The 20,151-nt window shown below is 31.3% G+C and carries 15 protein-coding genes; 9 read left to right on the top strand and 6 right to left on the bottom strand.

The window, feature by feature from the left end:
* Positions 1–233 precede the first annotated feature (233 nt).
* From A994_RS06030 to A994_RS06060, 7 genes are all read left to right on the top strand, one after another.
* On the top strand, positions 234–1,556 hold the full coding sequence (locus tag A994_RS06030; RefSeq protein WP_192812700.1) for a hypothetical protein: 1,323 nt from the start codon (positions 234–236) through the stop codon (positions 1,554–1,556).
* A 316-nt stretch (positions 1,557–1,872) separates the two neighbouring features.
* Positions 1,873–2,466, top strand: coding sequence for an acyltransferase (locus A994_RS06035; protein ID WP_237739708.1), 594 nt, complete (start codon positions 1,873–1,875; stop codon positions 2,464–2,466).
* Positions 2,467–2,701: 235 nt separating this feature from the next.
* A complete protein-coding gene (locus A994_RS06040; RefSeq protein WP_048204100.1) occupies positions 2,702–3,646 on the top strand; it encodes a glycosyltransferase in 945 nt (314 codons plus the stop codon).
* A gap of 75 nt (positions 3,647–3,721) precedes the next feature.
* Positions 3,722–4,750, top strand: coding sequence for a glycosyltransferase family 2 protein (locus tag A994_RS06045; protein WP_004030476.1), 1,029 nt, complete (start codon positions 3,722–3,724; stop codon positions 4,748–4,750).
* Between the two features lie 89 nt (positions 4,751–4,839).
* Complete coding sequence (locus A994_RS06050) at positions 4,840–6,402, top strand: hypothetical protein (protein WP_004030477.1); 1,563 nt, start codon at positions 4,840–4,842, stop codon at positions 6,400–6,402.
* A gap of 186 nt (positions 6,403–6,588) precedes the next feature.
* A complete protein-coding gene (locus A994_RS06055; protein ID WP_004030478.1) occupies positions 6,589–8,019 on the top strand; it encodes a hypothetical protein in 1,431 nt (476 codons plus the stop codon).
* A 229-nt stretch (positions 8,020–8,248) separates the two neighbouring features.
* The gene (locus tag A994_RS06060; RefSeq protein WP_004030479.1) at positions 8,249–9,493 is read left to right on the top strand and encodes a CDP-glycerol--poly(glycerophosphate) glycerophosphotransferase; all 1,245 of its coding nucleotides are present in this window, start codon (positions 8,249–8,251) and stop codon (positions 9,491–9,493) included.
* A gap of 18 nt (positions 9,494–9,511) precedes the next feature.
* On the opposite strand, the gene A994_RS06065 is transcribed toward A994_RS06060, so the two are convergent.
* Positions 9,512–10,819 (bottom strand): UDP-glucose dehydrogenase family protein, encoded by a 1,308-nt coding sequence (locus tag A994_RS06065; RefSeq protein WP_004030480.1) that lies wholly within the window; start codon positions 10,817–10,819, stop codon positions 9,512–9,514.
* An 81-nt stretch (positions 10,820–10,900) separates the two neighbouring features.
* On the opposite strand from A994_RS06065, the gene A994_RS06070 reads away from it, so the two are divergent.
* Both A994_RS06070 and A994_RS06075 read left to right on the top strand, forming a co-directional pair.
* On the top strand, positions 10,901–11,839 hold the full coding sequence (locus A994_RS06070; RefSeq protein ID WP_004030481.1) for a GDP-mannose 4,6-dehydratase: 939 nt from the start codon (positions 10,901–10,903) through the stop codon (positions 11,837–11,839).
* Positions 11,840–11,864: 25 nt separating this feature from the next.
* Positions 11,865–13,322, top strand: a complete 1,458-nt coding sequence (locus tag A994_RS06075) for an oligosaccharide flippase family protein (protein ID WP_004030482.1) — start codon at positions 11,865–11,867, stop codon at positions 13,320–13,322.
* 106 nt (positions 13,323–13,428) lie between these two features.
* On the opposite strand, the gene A994_RS06080 is transcribed toward A994_RS06075, so the two are convergent.
* From A994_RS06080 to A994_RS06100, 5 genes are all read right to left on the bottom strand, one after another.
* On the bottom strand, positions 13,429–15,675 hold the full coding sequence (locus A994_RS06080; RefSeq protein ID WP_048204102.1) for a hypothetical protein: 2,247 nt from the start codon (positions 15,673–15,675) through the stop codon (positions 13,429–13,431).
* Between the two features lie 66 nt (positions 15,676–15,741).
* On the bottom strand, positions 15,742–16,950 hold the full coding sequence (locus tag A994_RS06085; RefSeq protein WP_004030484.1) for a Gfo/Idh/MocA family protein: 1,209 nt from the start codon (positions 16,948–16,950) through the stop codon (positions 15,742–15,744).
* Positions 16,947–18,158: an ATP-grasp domain-containing protein gene (locus A994_RS06090; protein ID WP_004030485.1), complete on the bottom strand. Its 1,212-nt coding sequence runs from the start codon at positions 18,156–18,158 to the stop codon at positions 16,947–16,949. The genes A994_RS06085 and A994_RS06090 overlap by 4 nt, the downstream gene beginning before the upstream one ends.
* Before the next feature lie 49 nt (positions 18,159–18,207).
* Entirely contained in the window at positions 18,208–19,140 is a 933-nt protein-coding gene (locus A994_RS06095) for a class I SAM-dependent methyltransferase (protein ID WP_004030487.1), read from the bottom strand.
* Positions 19,133–20,149, bottom strand: a complete 1,017-nt coding sequence (locus A994_RS06100; RefSeq protein WP_004030489.1) for a hypothetical protein — start codon at positions 20,147–20,149, stop codon at positions 19,133–19,135. The genes A994_RS06095 and A994_RS06100 overlap by 8 nt, the downstream gene beginning before the upstream one ends.
* Between the last annotated feature and the right edge of the window lie 2 nt (positions 20,150–20,151).

Genomic DNA, 20,151 nt, shown 5'->3' on the forward strand with positions numbered 1-20,151 from the left:
TAATCCCAATTATAATAAATGATTTATTTAATGTTATGTATTACCTATATTGATAGTTACCATTAGAATTTAAATATTTACCAAATAGAATTAACAGTAAAATATCAAATTAATAGGAAAAATAAAATTAAAAATAAATTACTGGTATCAAAATGATTAAACATTACCTAAAATCATTGATTGAACTTGATTATACGAAATACCCCTACATTATCATTTTTATTATTGTTTTTTTGATATCCCGGATTCCATTTCTAAATCTGGGTTTTGGAAATGACCCCGATGCCTGGAGGATAGCAAACTCTGCATTTGATTTAAATCACTACCTGATCTATCATACTTCACGTTTTCCAGGATATCCTTTACCCGAATACGTTAATTCTCTTGTTATAAACTATGGGTGGCTGGCAACCAACAGCCTCACCATGATCCTTACCCTAATTTCTGTTCTGGTATTTGCCAAAATACTCAAAGAACTTGAAGTTGAAAATAAAGGACTCATAGTGATTACATTTGCATTCTTACCAATTATATGGATTAACAGTGTTATTACCATGGATTATATGTGGGCTGTGACGTTTATAATCATTAGCTGGTACTTTGTAATCAAAAAACGATATTTAATGGCAGGATTGATGATGGGGTTGGCCATAGCCTCCAGACCAACATCAGCCGTACTTCTAATCCCATTTATTTATATTATACTCACCAAAAATGAAATAAAGGAAGGATTATACTTTTTATTTGCATCATTAGCTGTGGGCATTACCTTGTTCTCACCATTACTTTTCCAGTATGGAATAGGTTTTATCAGTTTTTATACCACAGTTGTTGATTTAAACACCGTATTGGGGAGTTTTATTTCCTCCTTTGGGTTACTTGCTGTTTTAATATTAATATTGTTATTAATTAAATCACCTAAAAAAGCTTATTATGCCATTAAAACAGATAATAACATGAAATTCGCATTATTTGTGGTTTTTCTCATAATTGTGTTATTCATAGGCAGTCCATATGATACGGCTTATCTACTCCCAACAATTCCCTTTGCACTGTATTTCTTAAGTAAAATTGGCAGTAAAAGATTATTCAATATTTTATGCATTTTTTTAATTTTAAACTCTTTTATTTCAGTCAGCCTGACCTTTGAAACATCGGAAATAATTGGAAAGGGAATTGTTTTCAGTGATGCAGATGACCGTGCATTGTTAACCACCACACTAGAAAAAGTGATTAACACCAACTTCAATAATTCTGTTATATTAACCGGTGAATACTATCCTATTTTACGTTATATGTCAAAAAACTCCCAAAAGAACCCCCAAATATACGGGGAAGAAAGTGATCCCAAACAGATATACGTTTCATACTGGGATCATGAAAAAAACATTGGTTATGTTTACATGGTAAGCGCTGAAGATGTCATTCAATGGAAAAATAACGGATACACAATTTATTATATGGGCCAAGCAGCTTGGAAAATTACCCAACTTAATTATAAATATGATTTGAGAAAATACAATACTTCAAACATATTTGAATCAATTAATTTTTGATTACAAATTAAGAACTAATAATAACTTATCCAATTGGTAATTGATTTTGGATTTATTCCATATTTTGATTACAATAGTTCATTTTTATCATAAACACAGTATCCAAAGAACAATTATTAAAAATACCATAGTTAATATTATTATTCAATGTACTATTAATAGTAGCCATAATCAATGGCAAAATAGATTAAGTATCAGTAAAATAATATATTAATTACCCTAATTACTGAAAATCGGATTTATAGATAAAATTTGAGGGATTATGGCACTATTCAAAAACCCATGGGGTTCCAGTGAGAAAGTCAATTTCAAAAATATGTTTTTTGGAGTAGACTCTGAAGATAATATTGACAAACCTAAAGTGCATGAGAATGTAACACTGGGAGTCAGTTATAAATTCAGATCTAAACCACCCCTGATTGGTAAAAACGCTTTACTACGTTCAAACACCGTAATCTACAATGATGTAGAAATCGGAAATGATTTTCAAACAGGACATGGTGTACTGGTCCGGGAAAAAACCACCATTGGGGATAAAGTACTTCTGGGAACCAACAGTGTGATTGAAGGCCACACTAAAATTGGGAATAACATCAGCATCCAATCTAATGTTTATATCCCTAAAAATACTTTAATTGAAGATCATGTTTTTATAGGACCCTGCGCCTGCTTCACCAACGACCGATACCCGTTAAGAGCAGATTATAAACTCAAAGGTCCCATAATACGAAAAGGTGCATCAGTTGGGGCAAACTCAACATTTCTTTCAGGAATTGAAGTTGGAGAAGGAGCCATGATTGCTGCAGGGGCCATTGTAACCCGAGACGTGCCACCATTCTATTTAGCAATAGGTGCACCAGCCAAAATGAAACCATTACCTAAACATTTCAAGACCTTGAATAAGATATAATTTCATGGAGCTTTTTCAATCTGGTTATGCTAGTTTTTGTCTTTAGATTTAAGAAAACATCATTTTAAAAGATTTTGTTGCTTTTTATAACCAGAAAATTAAAAATAGCTCGCTTGAGTACTTGCGTCTTAATCTTCTGTTTCTAGTTTTTCAAAGGGATATATACAATGGAATTGATTCTATAATAAATTCATTAGAAATTTATATTAACTAATTAAAACTCTAATTGTTGTATATGAAGATCTCTGTAATAATCCCCATGTATAATGAGGAAGAAAATGTCCGGAAGACATTGCAAACAGTAGCGGCCGTTCTAAAAAACTATTACGAAAAATACGAAATTCTGGTTGTAAATGATGGAAGCCAGGATAATACCAGCCACATTGTAAAAGAGTATGCTTCTGCTAATCCCCAAATCATCCTTTTAGAACACCCTATTAACATGGGAATGGGTCGAGCGCTTATCACTGGTTTTGAATATTCCACGGGGGATGTAGTTATTACTCTGGATGCAGATCTAAGCTACGATCCATTATACATTCCTAAATTAATTGAAACACTTGATTCTGCTGCGGTTGACATTGTAATTGGGTCACAGTACATGGCAGGGGGTAAAACAGAATCAATACCATTTCATAGATTATTTATAAGCAAAATGGCCAACAAAATCGTTGGTTACGCACTCACAGGAGACATTAGTACAGTTACAGGCATTTTAAGAGCATACCGGAGAGAAGTCTTAGATTCCATAGAGTTAGAATCTCCTGGAACTGAAATTAACCCCGAAATACTTTCAAAGGCCAACGCGGTTGGTTATAAAATAAAAGAAATCCCAGTAGTTCTTAAAGGAAGAGAATATGGTGAATCAAAGGTAAAGATCAAATCAACAACAATATCCCATCTTTTATTCACCTTCTACGAAAAACCAATGATGCTTTTTGGAATAGTGGGACTAAGTTTATGTGTTATTGGAATAGTTAGTGCCATATACCTATTTTATTTATATTTAATTGGTAGCTTAGACCCTACCCGACCATTAATGCTGTTCATGGTTGTGACTATTCTTTCAGGGATCCAGATATTAATATTTGGATTTGTAGCAACCCAGATAAGCCTTTTAAAAAGAGAGATCTATCTGGTTCAAAAGGAAAATAAGTTGCTTAGAAAAAAGTTAAAATAAATTAATCTTCTTTTAAAAGATTAATAGAACTTTAAGCCCCTTAATATTGTCCTCTATTAAATGCTAGTGATTATTATGAAATATCCAAGGGTTGCAATAATTATTGTGAACTTTAATGGGTGGAAAGACACCATAGAATGTCTGGAATCTGTTTATAACATTAATTACCCTAATTTTTCAGTTGTTTTAGTTGATAACAACTCTAATGATGAGTCTTTATCTAAAATAAGGGAATATTGTAAAGGCAAATTAGAGATCGTATCAGAATTTTTTGATTATAACCTGATGAATAAACCAATATTCCTTCAGGAATTTGATAATGATAAAAATATAAATGAAAATATCAATCATCAAAATTTCAGCAATAATGATTCTGATTCTCTAATTTTAATAAAAAACAAAGAAAACTATGGATTTGCTGAAGGAAATAACATTGGAATACGATTTTCCTTAAATAACCTTGATCCTGCTTACATTCTACTTTTAAATAACGATACTGTTGTGGGGAAAAATTTCCTGGATGAACTGGTTAAAACTGGAGAAAATAATAGAGAAATTGGCATTTTAGGCCCTAAAATCTATTCTTACGATAATCCAGATGTAATCTGGAGTGCAGGATGCAAAATATCCTGGAAATTAAGCCGGGGAATACAAATCAGCGCCAATGAATTGGACCAGGGGCAGTTTAATACACAAAGAAAAGTTGAATATGTAAGTGGCTCTGCATTCTTAATTAAAACTGAAGTTATCCAGAAAATAGGTTTGATGGATAGGAAATACTTTTTATACTTTGAAGAAAGTGACTGGACATTAAGAGCAAACCAGGCAGGTTATGAAAGTTTATACGTCCCCACTGCCGAAATATGGCATAAAGTTTCCCAATCAGGCGGGGGAATGAGTAAACCAACAGGTTTGTATTATATAACCCGTAACCGCTGGATTTTTATGAAAAAATGGGCTAATCGGAGTGATTATGCTTTTTTTGTTACTTATCAGATAATAGGATTTTTTATATTCCCTATTGTGCTTATCATTTATTATAGAAATCAAAAACTATTCTTGACCTATTATCGGGGATTTTTTGATGGAATTAATCAGAAATAACTACAAAACAAGAATAGGCATTAATCAAGATATTATATGGAAAGTTTAAGTGATAAATTGGAAAATAACAGTAACATTTGAGGGTTTTAATGGGAAATAAAAATTTTATTCTTGACAATCTTGATTTGAGCATTGTTTTAATTATTTATTCTATTCTTGCAATAATCTCCCTTAATTTTTACCATTTTAATCTGGGAGCCGACGGTATTTCATATATATCCATAGCCTTAAAATATGTAAATGGTGATTGGGTAAACGCCATCAATGGAGTTTGGAGTCCACTTTACTCATGGTTAATGACACCCATCATGTTAATTGGATACAATACAGCTTACGCAACATACATCACCCGGATTGTATCATTAATCATCGGGTTTTTTACAATTATCGGCATAAGCCACTTGAGTTCTATTTTTGAGTTAGATCGCACCATTAAAAGAGCGTTACTAGTGACTTCAATTCCAATGGTTTTATTTTTCGCAATAATCTATGACACCCCCGATTTACTGGTTGTCTGCCTACTTACATATTATTTTAGTATAATCTTCAAACCAGATTATTCCGACAAATGGACAAATGGTGCATTATGCGGTTTTATTGGGGCAATGGCTTTTCTGAGTAAAAGTTATATTTTTCCTTTTTTCCTGGTTCATTTTATCCTTTTCAATTTAATCTATTACTTTAAAGGAGGAAAACTTAAAAAAGCCAATATTAAAAAGAGCTTATTTTTTGGTCTGATGGTATTTATGTTAATTAGTGGAATCTGGATAGGGACTATAAGTGAAAAATATGATAAACTCACCATAGGTACTGCAAATGAATATAACCATGAAGTTATAGGTCCTGACTATCCCGATCATCCAGTTTATTTTATGGGACTTATAAAACCACCATATCCAAATGCAACAAGCACATGGGATGATCCCTATTTGGTAAAAATGAAAGATTGGAGTCCCATTGAATCATTACACAATTTTGATTATCAACTAAATATTATTGCTGAAAATCTTTATCGAACCCTAATAATGATTGAATACTACTCATTATTATCTTTGATAATTATAATAACTAGTTTATACCTTATTCTCAAATCAGATACTCCTGAATTTGTTAAAAAGAATTTAAGTTATCTATTAATTTCTATTGGAATTTATACTGGAGGTTATTGTTTAATAATGGTTCAAGAACGATTTTTGTGGCCTATAATAATTTTAGTAATGACATGTGGTTTTTATCTGGCAAAAAAATTATATGATAATAAGAGTATCAGTATAAGAATTAGAAACATATTTATAATCATTTTAATGTTTTCTTTCATCTTTAATCCCGCTTATGAGTTGATTAATTATCCCCATACCGACAATGGAATATACGACCTGAGTAAAACATTACAAAATGACTATGGAGTGCATGGAAATATAGCATCAAATGGGAATTGGGGAAACACTCTACAAATTGCTTATTATCTGAATAGCCAGTACTATGGGCTACCTAAAAATATTAATGACTCTATTGAATTGGAAAATGAATTGCTAGCCAATAATATAAATTACTACTTTGTTTGGGGTGATCCCATTAATGTTCACCTGTTAAATTATAATGAAATAACAAATGGCAGAATTTCGGGTCTGAGAATTTATGTAATAAATTAAAATGAGAATTAAACAAAATTGATATACTATTATTATTTAGGGGTTTTTAATGGAAAAAAGAATTTTCTATATGATAATTTGGATTTAAGTATAGTTCTAATTATATATTCAGTCCTTGCGATATTTTCCATTATTTATTACCATTTTAATCTTGGCGCTGATGGGATTTCCTATATCTCCATTGCCTTGAAATATGTTAATGGAGACTGGGCAAATGCCATTAATGGAGTCTGGAGTCCATTATACTCATGGTTAATGACACCAATCCTGTTATTATTTTATAATCCATTTAATGCATCATATGTAACCAGGATAGTATCTTTAATTGTTGGGTTTTTTACAATCATTGGAATTAACAAGTTAGCAGTTACTTTCAAGTTGCAAAGGCTGATGAAAAGATATTTACTCATCACTTCAATTCCTATGATTTTGTTTTTTGCAATATTTTATGACACCCCTGATTTACTGGTAGCATGCCTCCTTATTTATTATTTTAGTTTCATTTTTGAATCCAGTTATCCTACCACTTCAACAAGCGGAGCATTATGTGGTTTAATTGGAGCTCTTGCTTTTTTAAGCAAATCATATATTTTACCTTTTTTCATTGTCCACTTTATTTTTTTCAACATATTATACTATTTTAAAGGCTGTAAAATCAATAAGATGCAGGTTAAAAAAAATTTAATTATTGGTTTAGCAGTTTTTTTCATAATTAGTGGAATATGGATTGGTGCTTTGAGTGAAAAATATGATAAACCAACGATTAGTACTGCAATAAACTATAATCATGCAATTATTGGCCCAGATTACCTAAAACATCAGGGAGATTCTTTAGGCCTTATAAAACCGCCTAATCCTACGGCCACTAGTGTCTGGGAAGACCCATCTATAATTAAGTTGAAAGATTGGAGTCCTTTTGAATCATGGGAAAATTTCGAATTTCAAATAAAAAATATCATTAACAATCTTTACCTTACCCTATTCCTGATAGAGTACTATTCAATATTGTCCATAGCAATAATAATCATTAGTTTATACTATATTCTCAAACAAGATACTGAAAAATATTTTAAAACAAAATTAATCTATTTACTGATTACTATTTCTCTTTATTCTGCAGGATACATCTTAATGTTCATCCAAGAGCGCTTTTTTTGGCCTGTGATCATTTTATTGATGATCTGGGGATTTTATTTAATAAGCAGTTTATATAAAAACAAAGTTCTTAGTGCGAAATTAAGAAATATTTTAATCATAATTTTAATGGGATCTTTCATTTTAACTCCAGTGTACGGGTTGATTACCTATCCCCAAACAGATGGTGAACAATTAAGTAAAACCTTGAAGAATAATTATGGAATACACGGGAATATTGCATCAAATGATGGTTGGTCAGAAACTAATAAAATTTCTTATTATTTGAATAGTCAGTATTATGGCTTACCCAAGAATATTAATAACTCTTCACAGTTAGAAAATGAATTAATGGCCAATAACATAACTTACTACTTTGTCTGGGGGGATTCCAGCAACTTAACCCTCATAAGTTATAAAGAAATTACTAATGGTAAAATTCATGGTTTGAAGATTTATTCATGGGGTGGAAAGAACATTTAATTTACAATTAACTGCACTCTTTGCTACATACATCTTAAATAATTTAATACTAATTAAACAATAATAAGGTCATTGGACATCAGATGTTTAAGTTAAGAATATGTTTTGTTGATAGTAGTGAATAATAAATTAACTAGTACAATGAAAAGATAGGTGTTTAAGACTTTATAATGAATAATCTCTAAATGAATAATCAATCTTATAAAATTTAAAAATAAGTGATAATTACATGACAAAAATCAAGAAGGATTTAAGGTGGTTTCTATTTGAAGAATACCAAGAAATGTACATGAAAGAAGGAACAGACATGCATTCTTTAATTTTAGATTATTTAAAGAACTACTCCCAACTTTATAAAAATCCTTTGATAAAAATTGGATTAAAAACCTTTAGGACCAATTATACGCTTTTTTCACCATTATCAAAAAAAAAAGAAAAAACAATTTTATTCCAGAATGGTATTGGCAGATATAATTCTATCATTAATGAATCTTCCAAAAAAAATGCAATCATCCTTGGAATAAAAACAAGCGCAATTTGGGACTTTATATCTAAAAGGACAATGTACTATCCTGTTTTTGATAATGTTTATCTGGACTTAAATATGGGAATAATCAATAATAATGATGAACAGCTCCAAAGAGGTATAGATAAATTAACAGAAGTTTTTGAATATTTAAATCCAGATGTGGTTGTTTTAAATGATGATGCTCTCCCACCAAGTAGAGCACTAATATTAGTGAGCAAAAAACTTGGTATTCCTACAGTAGAGATTCAACATGGAATATACCAAGCAAAACATATGCTTCCAACGGGTAAATATTCGGACTACTTATTTGTTTGGGGGGAATATTTTAAAAATATTTATTTAGATGAAAAAATTCGAGACAAAAAAGCTATAAAAGTATTAGGATTTCCTAATGAACTGAGGATCATTAACAACACAGGAAACCCTCCAAAAACTGTTTATTATCTAAGCGAAGATTATGAACACTATGCTAAAGATGCTGAAGATTCATTAGACATTAAAATAGAAACCATCCATCAACTTCATGATTTATGTAATGATTTGGGATTAAATTTTATTTATAGACCACACCCTGAAGAGGACATTGCAAAATTAAAATCCAATCTTAAGAATATAAGATTTAGCCCAAAAAAAGAAAAATTGATAACTTCTTTTAGAAAAGGAGATTTATTCATTTCATTTAATTCAACCACACTTATAGAAGCAGCATTACATTCAAAAATATGTATTCAATTAAGATATTACCCATATCAAACAGATGATTTCGAAAAATTAGGAATATGCCGTTCCTTTGATAATTTAGATGAACTAAGAATTTATCTGAAGAAATTATCATTAACAAATGATTTGTCTCAATTTCACCAAAAAGTAAATAAAAATTATATTGAAATTCCTTCACAAAATCCTGGAACGAAGTTTTTAGATTTAATAGATGAGATATTATAATAGTGTTAACCTGTTAAACTATCGCCCTACACTATAATATTCAAATCCCTTACTCTCCATTAAAGCGGGTTCATATATATTTCTACCATCAATAATTATAGGAAGTATCATTAGCTTCTTTATTCGATCTAAATCAACCTCTCTGAATTCATTCCACTCAGTAATTATGATTAAAGCATCAGAATTTTTCAGAGCTTCATATTTGTCCTCATAATAGGTTATGAAATCATTCTCAGGGAATAATTTTTTAAAATTTTCTGCAGCTTCTGGATCATACAATCTTAATTTAGCTCCAGCACCCATAATCCCATTTATTATATCAATTGAAGGAGCATCTCTAATATCATTTGTATCAGGTTTAAAAGCCAATCCCCAGACTGTTATGTTCTTATCCTTCAATATCCAAAGCAATTCTTCAACTTTATCTAGAAATTTTTTCCTCCTATCTTTATTTATTTTCTCTGCTGCCCTGAGAAGTTCAAAATCTAGACCATAATCTTCTGCTATATTAATAAATGCTCTGATATCTTTGGGGAGACAAGACCCTCCATATCCAATTCCTGCGTTTAAAAAGTCCCTTCCTATCCTTTTATCAGCACCAATACCATCAGCAACCATATTTACATCAATATCTGCTTTTTCACAGAGATCTGCTAACATATTGATGTAAGATATTTTGATGGCCAAAAAAGAATTTGATGCATATTTGATTATTTCTGCAGCAGGTGTCTTCGTTATAAAGAGTTTAGTTCCTTTCTCTGTGAAAGGCTTGTAAATTTCTCTGAATATCTTTCCTGCCCTTTCGCTTTCAATACCTATAACTATGCGATTAGGATTCATGAAATCATAAACCGCGTATCCTTCACGCAAAAATTCTGGATTGGAGGCTACATCAAAGTCCAAATCTTTCCGAGCATATCTTTTCACAGTTCTCTTAATCAGTTTATGAGTGTTGACAGGTACAGTTGATTTTTCTATGATGAGCTTATAATCATTCATTCGTTTAGCAATCTGTCTTGAAACTTCTTCAATCTGTGATAGATCAGCTTTTCCACTATTACCCTGCGGAGTTCCAACACATACAAAAATAACATCACTAAAATCAATAGCCTCGTCCATATCGTTAGTAAATCTCATTTTACCTTCATCAAGGTTTGTGTGAAGCATTTCATTCAGATCAGGTTCACAGATTGGTGACATTCCCAGATTAAGTTCTTCAAGATTAAATGATGATTTTTCAACACATAAAACATTATTACCCAAATCTGCAAGACAAGTAGCTGTAACTAAACCCACATAACCTGCCCCAATAACTGTAATTTTCATATTATCCCTACCAATAAATTGTTCAGAATCTATTATTAATCTAATAGCAATATATAAATATGTCACGGATAGACTTTTTATATGAAAGCTCTAGTTACAGGATGTGCAGGCTTTATAGGAAGTAATCTGAGCGATTATTTACTTGATTTAGGATATAATGTTGTGGGAATAGATTGTTTTACTGATTATTATGCTACAAAAATCAAAAAATCAAATATAAGATACTCTTTAAAACAAAAAAATTTCAGATTAATAAAAAAAGATATTCTCGATTTTAGCGAGTTTCCAGAAGTAGATTATGTATTTCATCTAGCAGCTCAAGCGGGTGTAAGGGCTTCATGGGGTGAAAACTTTCATATTTACACCAAAAACAACATAGAAGCCACTCAAAAATTATTAGATTTTTATAAGGATATTGAGATTAGAAAATTCGTTTATTCATCTTCATCTTCAGTATATGGCGATTCTAACCTTCCCATGAATGAAAAAAGTCTATTAAAGCCTGTTTCCCCATACGGAGTCAGTAAATTATCTGCCGAACACCTAACATATCTTTATTGGAAGAATTACAATGTACCAACTGTATCTCTTAGATATTTCACAGTTTATGGTCCCAGACAGAGGCCAGATATGGCTATTAACAAATTCACCAAAGCTATATTGAATAAAGAAGAAATAAAAGTTTATGGGGATGGTAGTCAAACAAGAGACTTCACTTATGTCAAAGATGTGATTAAAGCTAATTTAATGGCAGCAGAGAGTGAATTTGCTGGAGAAATCTTCAATATTGGGGGCGGTAATCAGATTAGTATTTCTGAATTGATAGAAAAACTAGAAGAGTTCACTGGTGAAAAAGCAATGATTAATAAATTAGAAAAACAGAAGGGGGATGTGAGGGAAACCTTAGCTGATATTGAAAAAGTTCATAAACTTCTTAAATGGTCACCTAAAGTGCGTATTGATGAAGGCTTGCTAAATTATATTGAATGGGTGAATAAAACCAGCCGGATAGATAAATAATCTAAGCTTTTTTGTTGTGTTTGTCGTGTCTGAATCACTCTATAAAAAAATTATCCAAGATATAGGTATAGTTACTATTCTTGGGATGTTCACAAGTCTTAGTGGAATATTGTTAATTCCAGTTATCACTAAATTTTTGGGTGTGGAAAATTATGGTCTTTATGTCCAATTTACAGTTACTTTAGCATTGATTATGGGATTTACAACTTTAGGACTGCCATATGCAACAGTGAGGTTTTTAGCTGGGGAGAAAAACCGTCAAAAAATCCGGGGGGAGGTATGGTCTTCCTTTTTGATCATATTATTAACTAGTCTTGCAGTATCATTATTAATCATAATATTTTCCAACAGCATAGCTAATTCTTTATTTGGCGGTTTATCCATTTTAGTCATTATATTAGCCGTGTTAGTTCCAATTGAATGCATAAGTGGAACTTTTCAGAATTTATTCCGTGTCTTTCAAAAAATAAAATACTACTCTATCTTTAATATTGCTAAAACATATGTAGAAGTGATATTAATCATTGCCGTGATTATTTCCGGCTTTGGTATCATAGAAGTAGCCCTTAGTATCCTGATCACTAGGTTCATATTTTTATTAGTGATCTCAGCAATCATGAAGCGATTAATAGGGTTAGGTAAACCAAATTTTTCATCTATGAAAAAATATTTAAAGTTTGGATTACCCACTATCCCCTCCAATGTGGCATCCTGGATAAACGACTCTAGTGACAGGTACATTATAACCATATTACTTGGAATTGCAGCAGTTGGTTATTATAACCCGGGATATTCCATTGGGTCTGTAATTGGAATGTTATCTGTACCTTTCGATTTCGTTTTGGTTTCTATTGCCGCTGAGTATTATAATAAAGGAGAAATAGATTTGGTAAGAAATTTGTTCAAACACTCTTTAAAGTACTACCTTCTAATTTCTGTGCCTACCCTTCTTGGAATTTCGATTTTGGCCAATCCCATCCTGACAATTATTTCCACACCTGAAATTGCCCAGCAAAGTTATTTAGTGGTTCCAATAGTGGGTATGGCCATGGTACTTTCTGGTATTGGGGCCACAGCCACAGGTAAATCCCTTTATTTAGCTCAAAAAAATCACATCACCATGATAAACTGGTTCTTAGTGGCCATGATAAATATAGTTCTCTGCGTATTATTAATTCCCAAAATGGGAATATTAGGGGCCGCTATTGCAACTTTAGCTTCATTTTCCTTTGGATTCCTCTTTGGAACATATTTCGCTGTTAAATACTTCGACTTTTCCGTTGATTGGACCGCCACCATTAAAATCATAGTTTCATCATTAGTGATGGCCCTTTTTATTCTTATTCTTAAACCAGTAACTCTTTTAGATGTGATTTTAGCAGTTTCTGCAAGTATATTAGTTTATTTAGTAGTTATTCTTGCAACAAAAACTATTGACAAAAAGGAAATTAATCTTTTCATTTCAATGATAAAAAATAGATGAAAAAACTTAAATGATTTTTAGAATTTATATCACTATTTTTGACTTAACTACATAAACACTCTAATTTAAAATTGGATCTCATTCCCAATTAGGGTACCAAAGTGTTTTATTCCTTGAAGCAAATGATTAATCCATTATTAATACTTTTACTGGTTTTAATAACTTCATTTATGTCATTTTTATGACCTAAAAATGTTAATGACAAGTTGTTGTGTCCTTTAAGGAATGTTTCTGTTGTATCATCCATCTCAGAGATAGAAGTATAAAGTCTTAAGAAATATGAATCTTTTAATTCTTCATAATGCAAAAGGGGCACAGAATATTGTTTTGCTTTATTATTCAAAATAGCAAATCCCTTTTCATCATCACTAATACCAACCCATCCTTCAGTAGCTCCTAAACATTGATGAGATGAAACATTTAAACTAACGGGTTCATCATGTTTAACCAATCTACCTTTAAGATTGTAAGTTTCATATTCATAACCACCATTGTTAGTAGTATACTTTAATTTCTCTTTATCAAAACAGTTAGGGTTGAAAGTTGCAATTCCTGCCCTGAAATATAACGGAAAGATGTCGTTTAAACTAAAGTGGTAATTCAGATCGATTCTTGGTTGATTTACGTAAACATAATATGTTTTTTGGATAATACCAATGGGTATGTTTATTTTAAAAGTTACTGGAATTCTAATAGGAGTATTATCAAGTGAAAAGGAATTTAATTTAGTTGTTTCAAGATCAGTATGTTTTTTCGTAGAACGTTCATAAATAACTGTATGTCCCGAATACCAATCCGGGGAGTACATTATGTCATTATAGAATCCATGCTCAAGTTCACCTATGAAGAATTCTTCTGCAATATTAGGAAATTTCAATTGACCAATTGAACCACCCTTATCAGGTAGTAATGTTAAAGCCACTTCCGGCGTTTCTAAAATATCATTTTTATTTTTAGAATGAATAATAAGTTCATTTTCATTCGTTTTTGATATAATTTTACCCTGAACTGAAGATTTAGATTTAATAATAGGTTCAATTATAATCTTAACACTTCTAAGGCTCCCATCATGGTAGAACTCTTGTTCTTCGAGTTGAGTGACTGCTTCTTTACCATCTAAAATTATAGAAATGTTTTCCCGAACCTCACCATGCTTAAATTGGTATTTGAATTCAAAGGGATATTTCCAAGTGAATCCATGAGGATTTATCAGTACAAAATCATCTTCAACATTAATAGAATTTTTTAATTGCTGAAGAGCGTTATCACAAAATTCCAAGGTATATCCTATATGATTTCTGAACTTAGTATACTTCTTGTCAGTTGTATGAGTTCTAAAATCACTGCTCCATAGGTTGATTAAATTTAACCAAATCTTGTCGATCTCTACCTTTCTGATACTTGAGGATACAAGCTCATTTAAAAAGATGATATTTTGGAGTTTTTGGAATATTTCGTAACACTGCCCATTAATTCTACTATTTTCTCGACCACAAACTGCCCAACGAGTAACATTATATTTGTACTGCTTTTTACAAGGTATAGGATATTCTGCAGTTCCCAATTGAATTTGATTAGTGGGGGGGAATTTTTCAACAATTTCTCCAGGAGTAGTTATTTCCACACGTTCATCTTCTTCAAAAAATTCAAATAACCCACGTATACGTTCAAAATCTGTAAATTCATCTTTATGTTCATGTAAATCACCATGACCCGGCATGTAATCGAATATCTCTAAATCATAGGCATATAATAAGAAAGAATGATCCTCCTCATTTGATAAATGAGTGAAGAGATATTTCAAATAATTTTCCAGAGTGAGTGTTCCCTGGGAATATCGCTGGAACTTCTGGAAAGAGATGGTGCTATTCCAGATAAGATTTATTTTTGATCCGTCAGCCCCCACCAATCTCTTAGGTGCATAAACATACTCGTTAGGGAAGTTCTTGAATTTACGTGCATTATCCCAGTCCATGATTATATTTTCAAATCCGGCCTTGACATACAATTCAACAATACCTGAAGAAAATGCTTGTTCATTTACGTAGGCGGTTTTAGGCACACTTCCTAATAGTTTCTGGTATGATCTATTTCCCAGAACTAAATTCATGTAATTTACCTTAGCAGGGATAAGAGGGAATATAGATTGAGAGTATCCTGAACCAATTACCTCACATTTACCCTTCTTCCATTTCCTTTTTAAAGAGTCTATAAAATCAGTATCAATATTGTTTATTATTTCTAGAGTCGATGCTGGGAACTCAAAACCAAACTTAACATTGAAATCATCTAATAAATCAAGCATAGGCCAATAACATCTATCTAAAACAGATGAGTACTGATCCTCGGGGATACTAGAAAATTTGAGATTCGCATGGAAAGCCGTGTAAAGATAAAGTTTTGTAAATCCAACCCCCTCCTATAGATTCAATTTAATTATCGAAGAATTTTTCTTCAAACTTTCATCTGCAGCTTCTAAAATCGCAGTGACGTTCAAAGAGTCCTTGATTGTGGGAAGAATACCTTCATAGCTTCCAACATCCGCACCATTTTCTACATCGATTGCTGTTTTAATGAACATTTTAATACTCTTAAAACCGTATTGCCCTTCTAAATCCACTTTACCATCAATTCCTTTATTTAAACTGAAAAAATATGGATTTATTATTTGTTGTCCTTTTTTTTCAAGAATACTTTCGAACCCTCTGTTACGTTGATCTGATTCTATATGACCTTTCGTACCAATGATATGTATCTCCTGATATGTCATGCCACCTGTTTCAGGTGGATCACCCCATCCAGATACATGGTATGATATAAAGCTTGATCCGTTCATAGCTCTCCATTCAATTTGGGTTTCTATGATATCCGGAGTATCCACATTGTATTCATTTATCGCCACACCATACTGGCAAGTGGCTCTCACGTTTAAAGGTGTGGCCTTAGTGATAAATCCAACAAGATGAATATAATGGGATCCTAAATAATGATTAATATTATCTGCTTTAGTTATCCAACTTCCAAATATTTTTAACATATCCCTCCTCTGAGTCATTTTAGTAAAAATATGTTGGAAATCCCCATATTCACCCCTCAAATAATTATTTTTAATCAATATATTTGCATCATCATAAATCTTATGAAAATCAACAAGCCCCAAGACATTTTTATTTTCTAATTTCAAAATGATCTCATTCAGGTCGCTCAATTTGTTTACGACGGGTTTAACAACAAGAAAATGATATTCATGATCGATAGAATCAATAATCATTTGTTTATGCAAATTATCAGGGGTAACAATAATAACTGCAACGGGTCTTGGAATCTGTTCCAATGCATCTAAATATGCATTTTCATTAGTATCATCATCTTTGGGAAATAATTCTATTTTAGTATCCCAACCAAATTTTTTTCCGAGAATTTCGGTTTTTGTTCTTAAATTTTTGAATTTTTTACCATTTCTAGCAGCTAAATAGATTTTATCAACAAAACCCTGCCTTCTTAATTCAAAAATTGAAGGTAAAACAACACCAAAATCTTTATCAGTTTCTTTTATGCCTTCCAAAACAGTTGACCCTGTGGAATAATGACCATTACCAATAATTAAGACATTAATTTTGTCAATCATTCTCTCACAACAATTTGAATCGTTTTCATGGCATTTTCACATTTTTTAATTGCATCCTCAATATTTTCCCCTTGAGTAATAATTTGACCGAACCTTTCACTATGATTCGTGGCTTTTCTAACTAAATCCCCCTTATTAATGTTATTAAATAATGTGAACATTTTAACTCCGGGCATTTTTTTAGCTTTATCAATTCCACCAATTCGTTCAAAAATCCCTTCTTGAGTAGGTATAATGTATCTTTGGCAAGCAGCCTTATTGAATTTTGGTTTTAATTCATTTTCATCTAGAGGATATCCAACACTCATTTTTATTAAAGAGCTCAATATATTAACTCCCGTAGCAATCGGAACAGTACCGGCACAAAACCATCCTCCACTAGTTCTCGCCGCTATTTCCAAAACATAAACTTTTTCATCTTTAATTAGGATGTCTCCTTTTGCTACACCCCAATTAATTGTTAAGGCATTTATCGCACCTTCAACAGTCTTGATGACTTTTTCTTTTAATTCAGTTGAAATAGACGATGGAACATTATGTCCATCCTCAACAAAAAATGGCTCGAATTCACTTCTTCGAGTATAATTCCGGTCTCCAAATCCAGTAGTAAATATTTTATTTTCATAAATGACAGACTCAGTACTTATTTCCAGACCTTCTAAAAACTCTTCAATTAATATCTCATTAGCATTTGAATACCTTGTTGCTTCTTTAAATCCATTTTCTATTTCATTTTTACTTCGAACTTTAATGACTCCTCTTGCTCCAGCATTGTCAACAGGCTTAAAAACACATGGAAAACCTATTTTCTCAGCATTTTCTCCTGCTTCTTCAATATTTTTGGCTGTTAAAAATTTAGGACATAAAATATTTTTTTCCTTAAAACATTTTATTCTTTTTAATTTGTTAGTTGCATTTTCAGCAACTTTAGGATCAATTCCAGGCAAATTCAGCTTTTTTGCCACTTGAGCAACTATCTCCGGAATCTCCACTCCATGAGCAAATACTCCATTAACTTCATATCTTTTCCCGATATCTACCATTCTATCTACATTTTTTATGTCATCAGAAATTCCTACATTAGCTAGTCTCAAACCAAGTGCTTTAATGTTTCCATCTACTGCAATTACTTTTAATCCCATATTTTTTGCTAATTTTATAGGGATTGTTTGTTCAATTCCAGCGCCAAGTATTAAAATTTTAGTCATCGCATTCCCACAGATTATTTCTTTCTTTAAACTATCACAGTAATTAATTTTAGACCAGTTCCACCAACAAGATAAATTCTCGACCAATTCTATTTTCTGCAAAAAAATTATAAGTTTTTAACAGCAGATCTTTATCGTGTATATACAAATTCGATTCTAATTTTTTCCTCATAAAATGACATTTACGCCCCAATTTATTATCATCAACATAATTTTGACCGCTCAATAAAAAAAATTCCATTGGAAAAGTAGCAAATGATTCTAAAACTTCAAAACCTAATTTTGTTAAGAGCTTTTCCATTGAATCAAAATCAAAATAATTGATATGCTGTGGAGGTGCAACCCAATAGGGCATATAACCTAACTTTTTTTTTAAGAGCATTTGTAAAGGATTATAATCATTAGGAGCAATCACACAAAATAGGCCATTTGGCTTTAAAACAGATTTTACGTCACTAATTAAAGTTTCAGGATCATCAATATGCTCTATAACTGTTTCCATATATATAACATCAAATTTTCCAGATTCATTAGCAGTTGATCTGTTAAAAACATTGTTCACAACTGAGACTTTAAATTTCTTAGAATATTCATAAGCTAATTTAGATGGTTCGAACCCTGTTACATCCCATCCCCTTTCTTTACCTATTTTTAAAAAAAATCCGGGACCGGAACCAATTTCCAATAACTTTTTAGAAGTTGATTTAATATTCCTTTCAAGCATATCATAATATAAATGATAAGTTAATTCCCACCAATTAAAATCTTCTTCATTTTCTGTTAAGTACCTTGGCTTTTCTGAAGAGTAAAACTCTTCTTTATACAGATTATCTAATAATTCTTTTTCAGGGATAGGTACAATATGTTTGAATCCACAAGTTTTACATTCAATTACAGTATATCCATTCTTTTCATCAAGGGTGTTACCTACGTGTTTTTTTCCATCTTTCGAAGTATACGTAATATGATTGATGTTATTCATCCCCCCTTATTATTTTTCCAATCCTCACAGCACCTAAACCGTTGATCAAATTATTATTGTTATCACTTAAAATTTTATAAGAACTCTCGTTAAGTATTTTATTTATGGTTTTAATTAGTATTTTAAAATTTAAATCATTGATATATCCCAAATTTTCAATTCTTTCAAATTTTTGACTCAATGAAGAAGAAACTGAATCATTTTCTAAACTATGTGAAATGGATATAATATTCTTATCAAGATAAATCATTTCATAGAGGGTTATTCCAAACGTGCAAATCACCAAATTCGCATTAACAAATTCTTGAGGGGAATAATCCATTATTTTGAAGTTATCTGGCAAATTCTTTAAAAAATATTCTAATTTATTCCTATGTTGAAAAGATTCTCCAATCAATATTCGAAAATCTGCATCAAATTTTCCTTCGATCAACCATGGAATTATTTTAATTAACACACCTTCTGGATCACTTCCACCAGTAGTGACAACAACTATTGGACGATTAAATTGAGTATATTCTTTATCCTTTAATCTGAGAATTTCATCCCTAATAATTACATATTCCGGACCAAATTTAACTTTTGCCATCTTTTCTTCTGAAAGATATGTATTAAGACGTTTATTATCTAGATGTGCATTTGGAAAAATTACTTCATCTGCTTCCGATATTCCATCACAGATGTGATCTAAAATAATAATCTTGATACCTAAACTTTTTAATTGAATGATAATATCTTTTGAATAAGGATATTTCTTATCCAGGACTATTACATCAGGTTCAAGTTCCTCTACGATCCTTAATAAAAAAAGTTCTTCCGTCTCAAAATTTTCTTTTAAAAAAATCCTAAAAAGTTCATTCTCAATTTTAGAGTTAGTTTTATCTGAAATAGTGGCAAAGATTACGTCATTATCCCCTTTAAGTTCTCTTCCAATAGAAATACAGCGAGTTAAATGACCTAAACCAATATCGGGGTTTGAATCACAACGAAAAATTATTTTTTTTAACATTT

The sequence above is a fragment of the Methanobacterium formicicum DSM 3637 genome, assembly GCF_000302455.1.
In the GTDB taxonomy this organism is placed as follows: Archaea; Methanobacteriota; Methanobacteria; order Methanobacteriales; family Methanobacteriaceae; genus Methanobacterium; species Methanobacterium formicicum_A.

Bases quoted from the DNA above. Each gene is read 5' to 3' on its own strand.
- A994_RS06070 (WP_004030481.1), top strand. From the start codon at position 10,901: ATGAAAGCTCTAGTTACAGGATGTGCAGGCTTTATAGGAAGTAATCTG.
- A994_RS06040 (WP_048204100.1), top strand. From the start codon at position 2,702: ATGAAGATCTCTGTAATAATCCCCATGTATAATGAGGAAGAAAATGTC.
- A994_RS06085 (WP_004030484.1), bottom strand. From the start codon at position 16,950: ATGATTGACAAAATTAATGTCTTAATTATTGGTAATGGTCATTATTCC.
- A994_RS06035 (WP_237739708.1), top strand. From the start codon at position 1,873: ATGTTTTTTGGAGTAGACTCTGAAGATAATATTGACAAACCTAAAGTG.
- A994_RS06045 (WP_004030476.1), top strand. From the start codon at position 3,722: ATGAAATATCCAAGGGTTGCAATAATTATTGTGAACTTTAATGGGTGG.
- A994_RS06100 (WP_004030489.1), bottom strand. From the start codon at position 20,149: ATGTTAAAAAAAATAATTTTTCGTTGTGATTCAAACCCCGATATTGGT.
- A994_RS06050 (WP_004030477.1), top strand. From the start codon at position 4,840: ATGGGAAATAAAAATTTTATTCTTGACAATCTTGATTTGAGCATTGTT.
- A994_RS06090 (WP_004030485.1), bottom strand. From the start codon at position 18,158: ATGACTAAAATTTTAATACTTGGCGCTGGAATTGAACAAACAATCCCT.
- A994_RS06065 (WP_004030480.1), bottom strand. From the start codon at position 10,819: ATGAAAATTACAGTTATTGGGGCAGGTTATGTGGGTTTAGTTACAGCT.
- A994_RS06095 (WP_004030487.1), bottom strand. From the start codon at position 19,140: ATGAATAACATCAATCATATTACGTATACTTCGAAAGATGGAAAAAAA.
- A994_RS06060 (WP_004030479.1), top strand. From the start codon at position 8,249: ATGACAAAAATCAAGAAGGATTTAAGGTGGTTTCTATTTGAAGAATAC.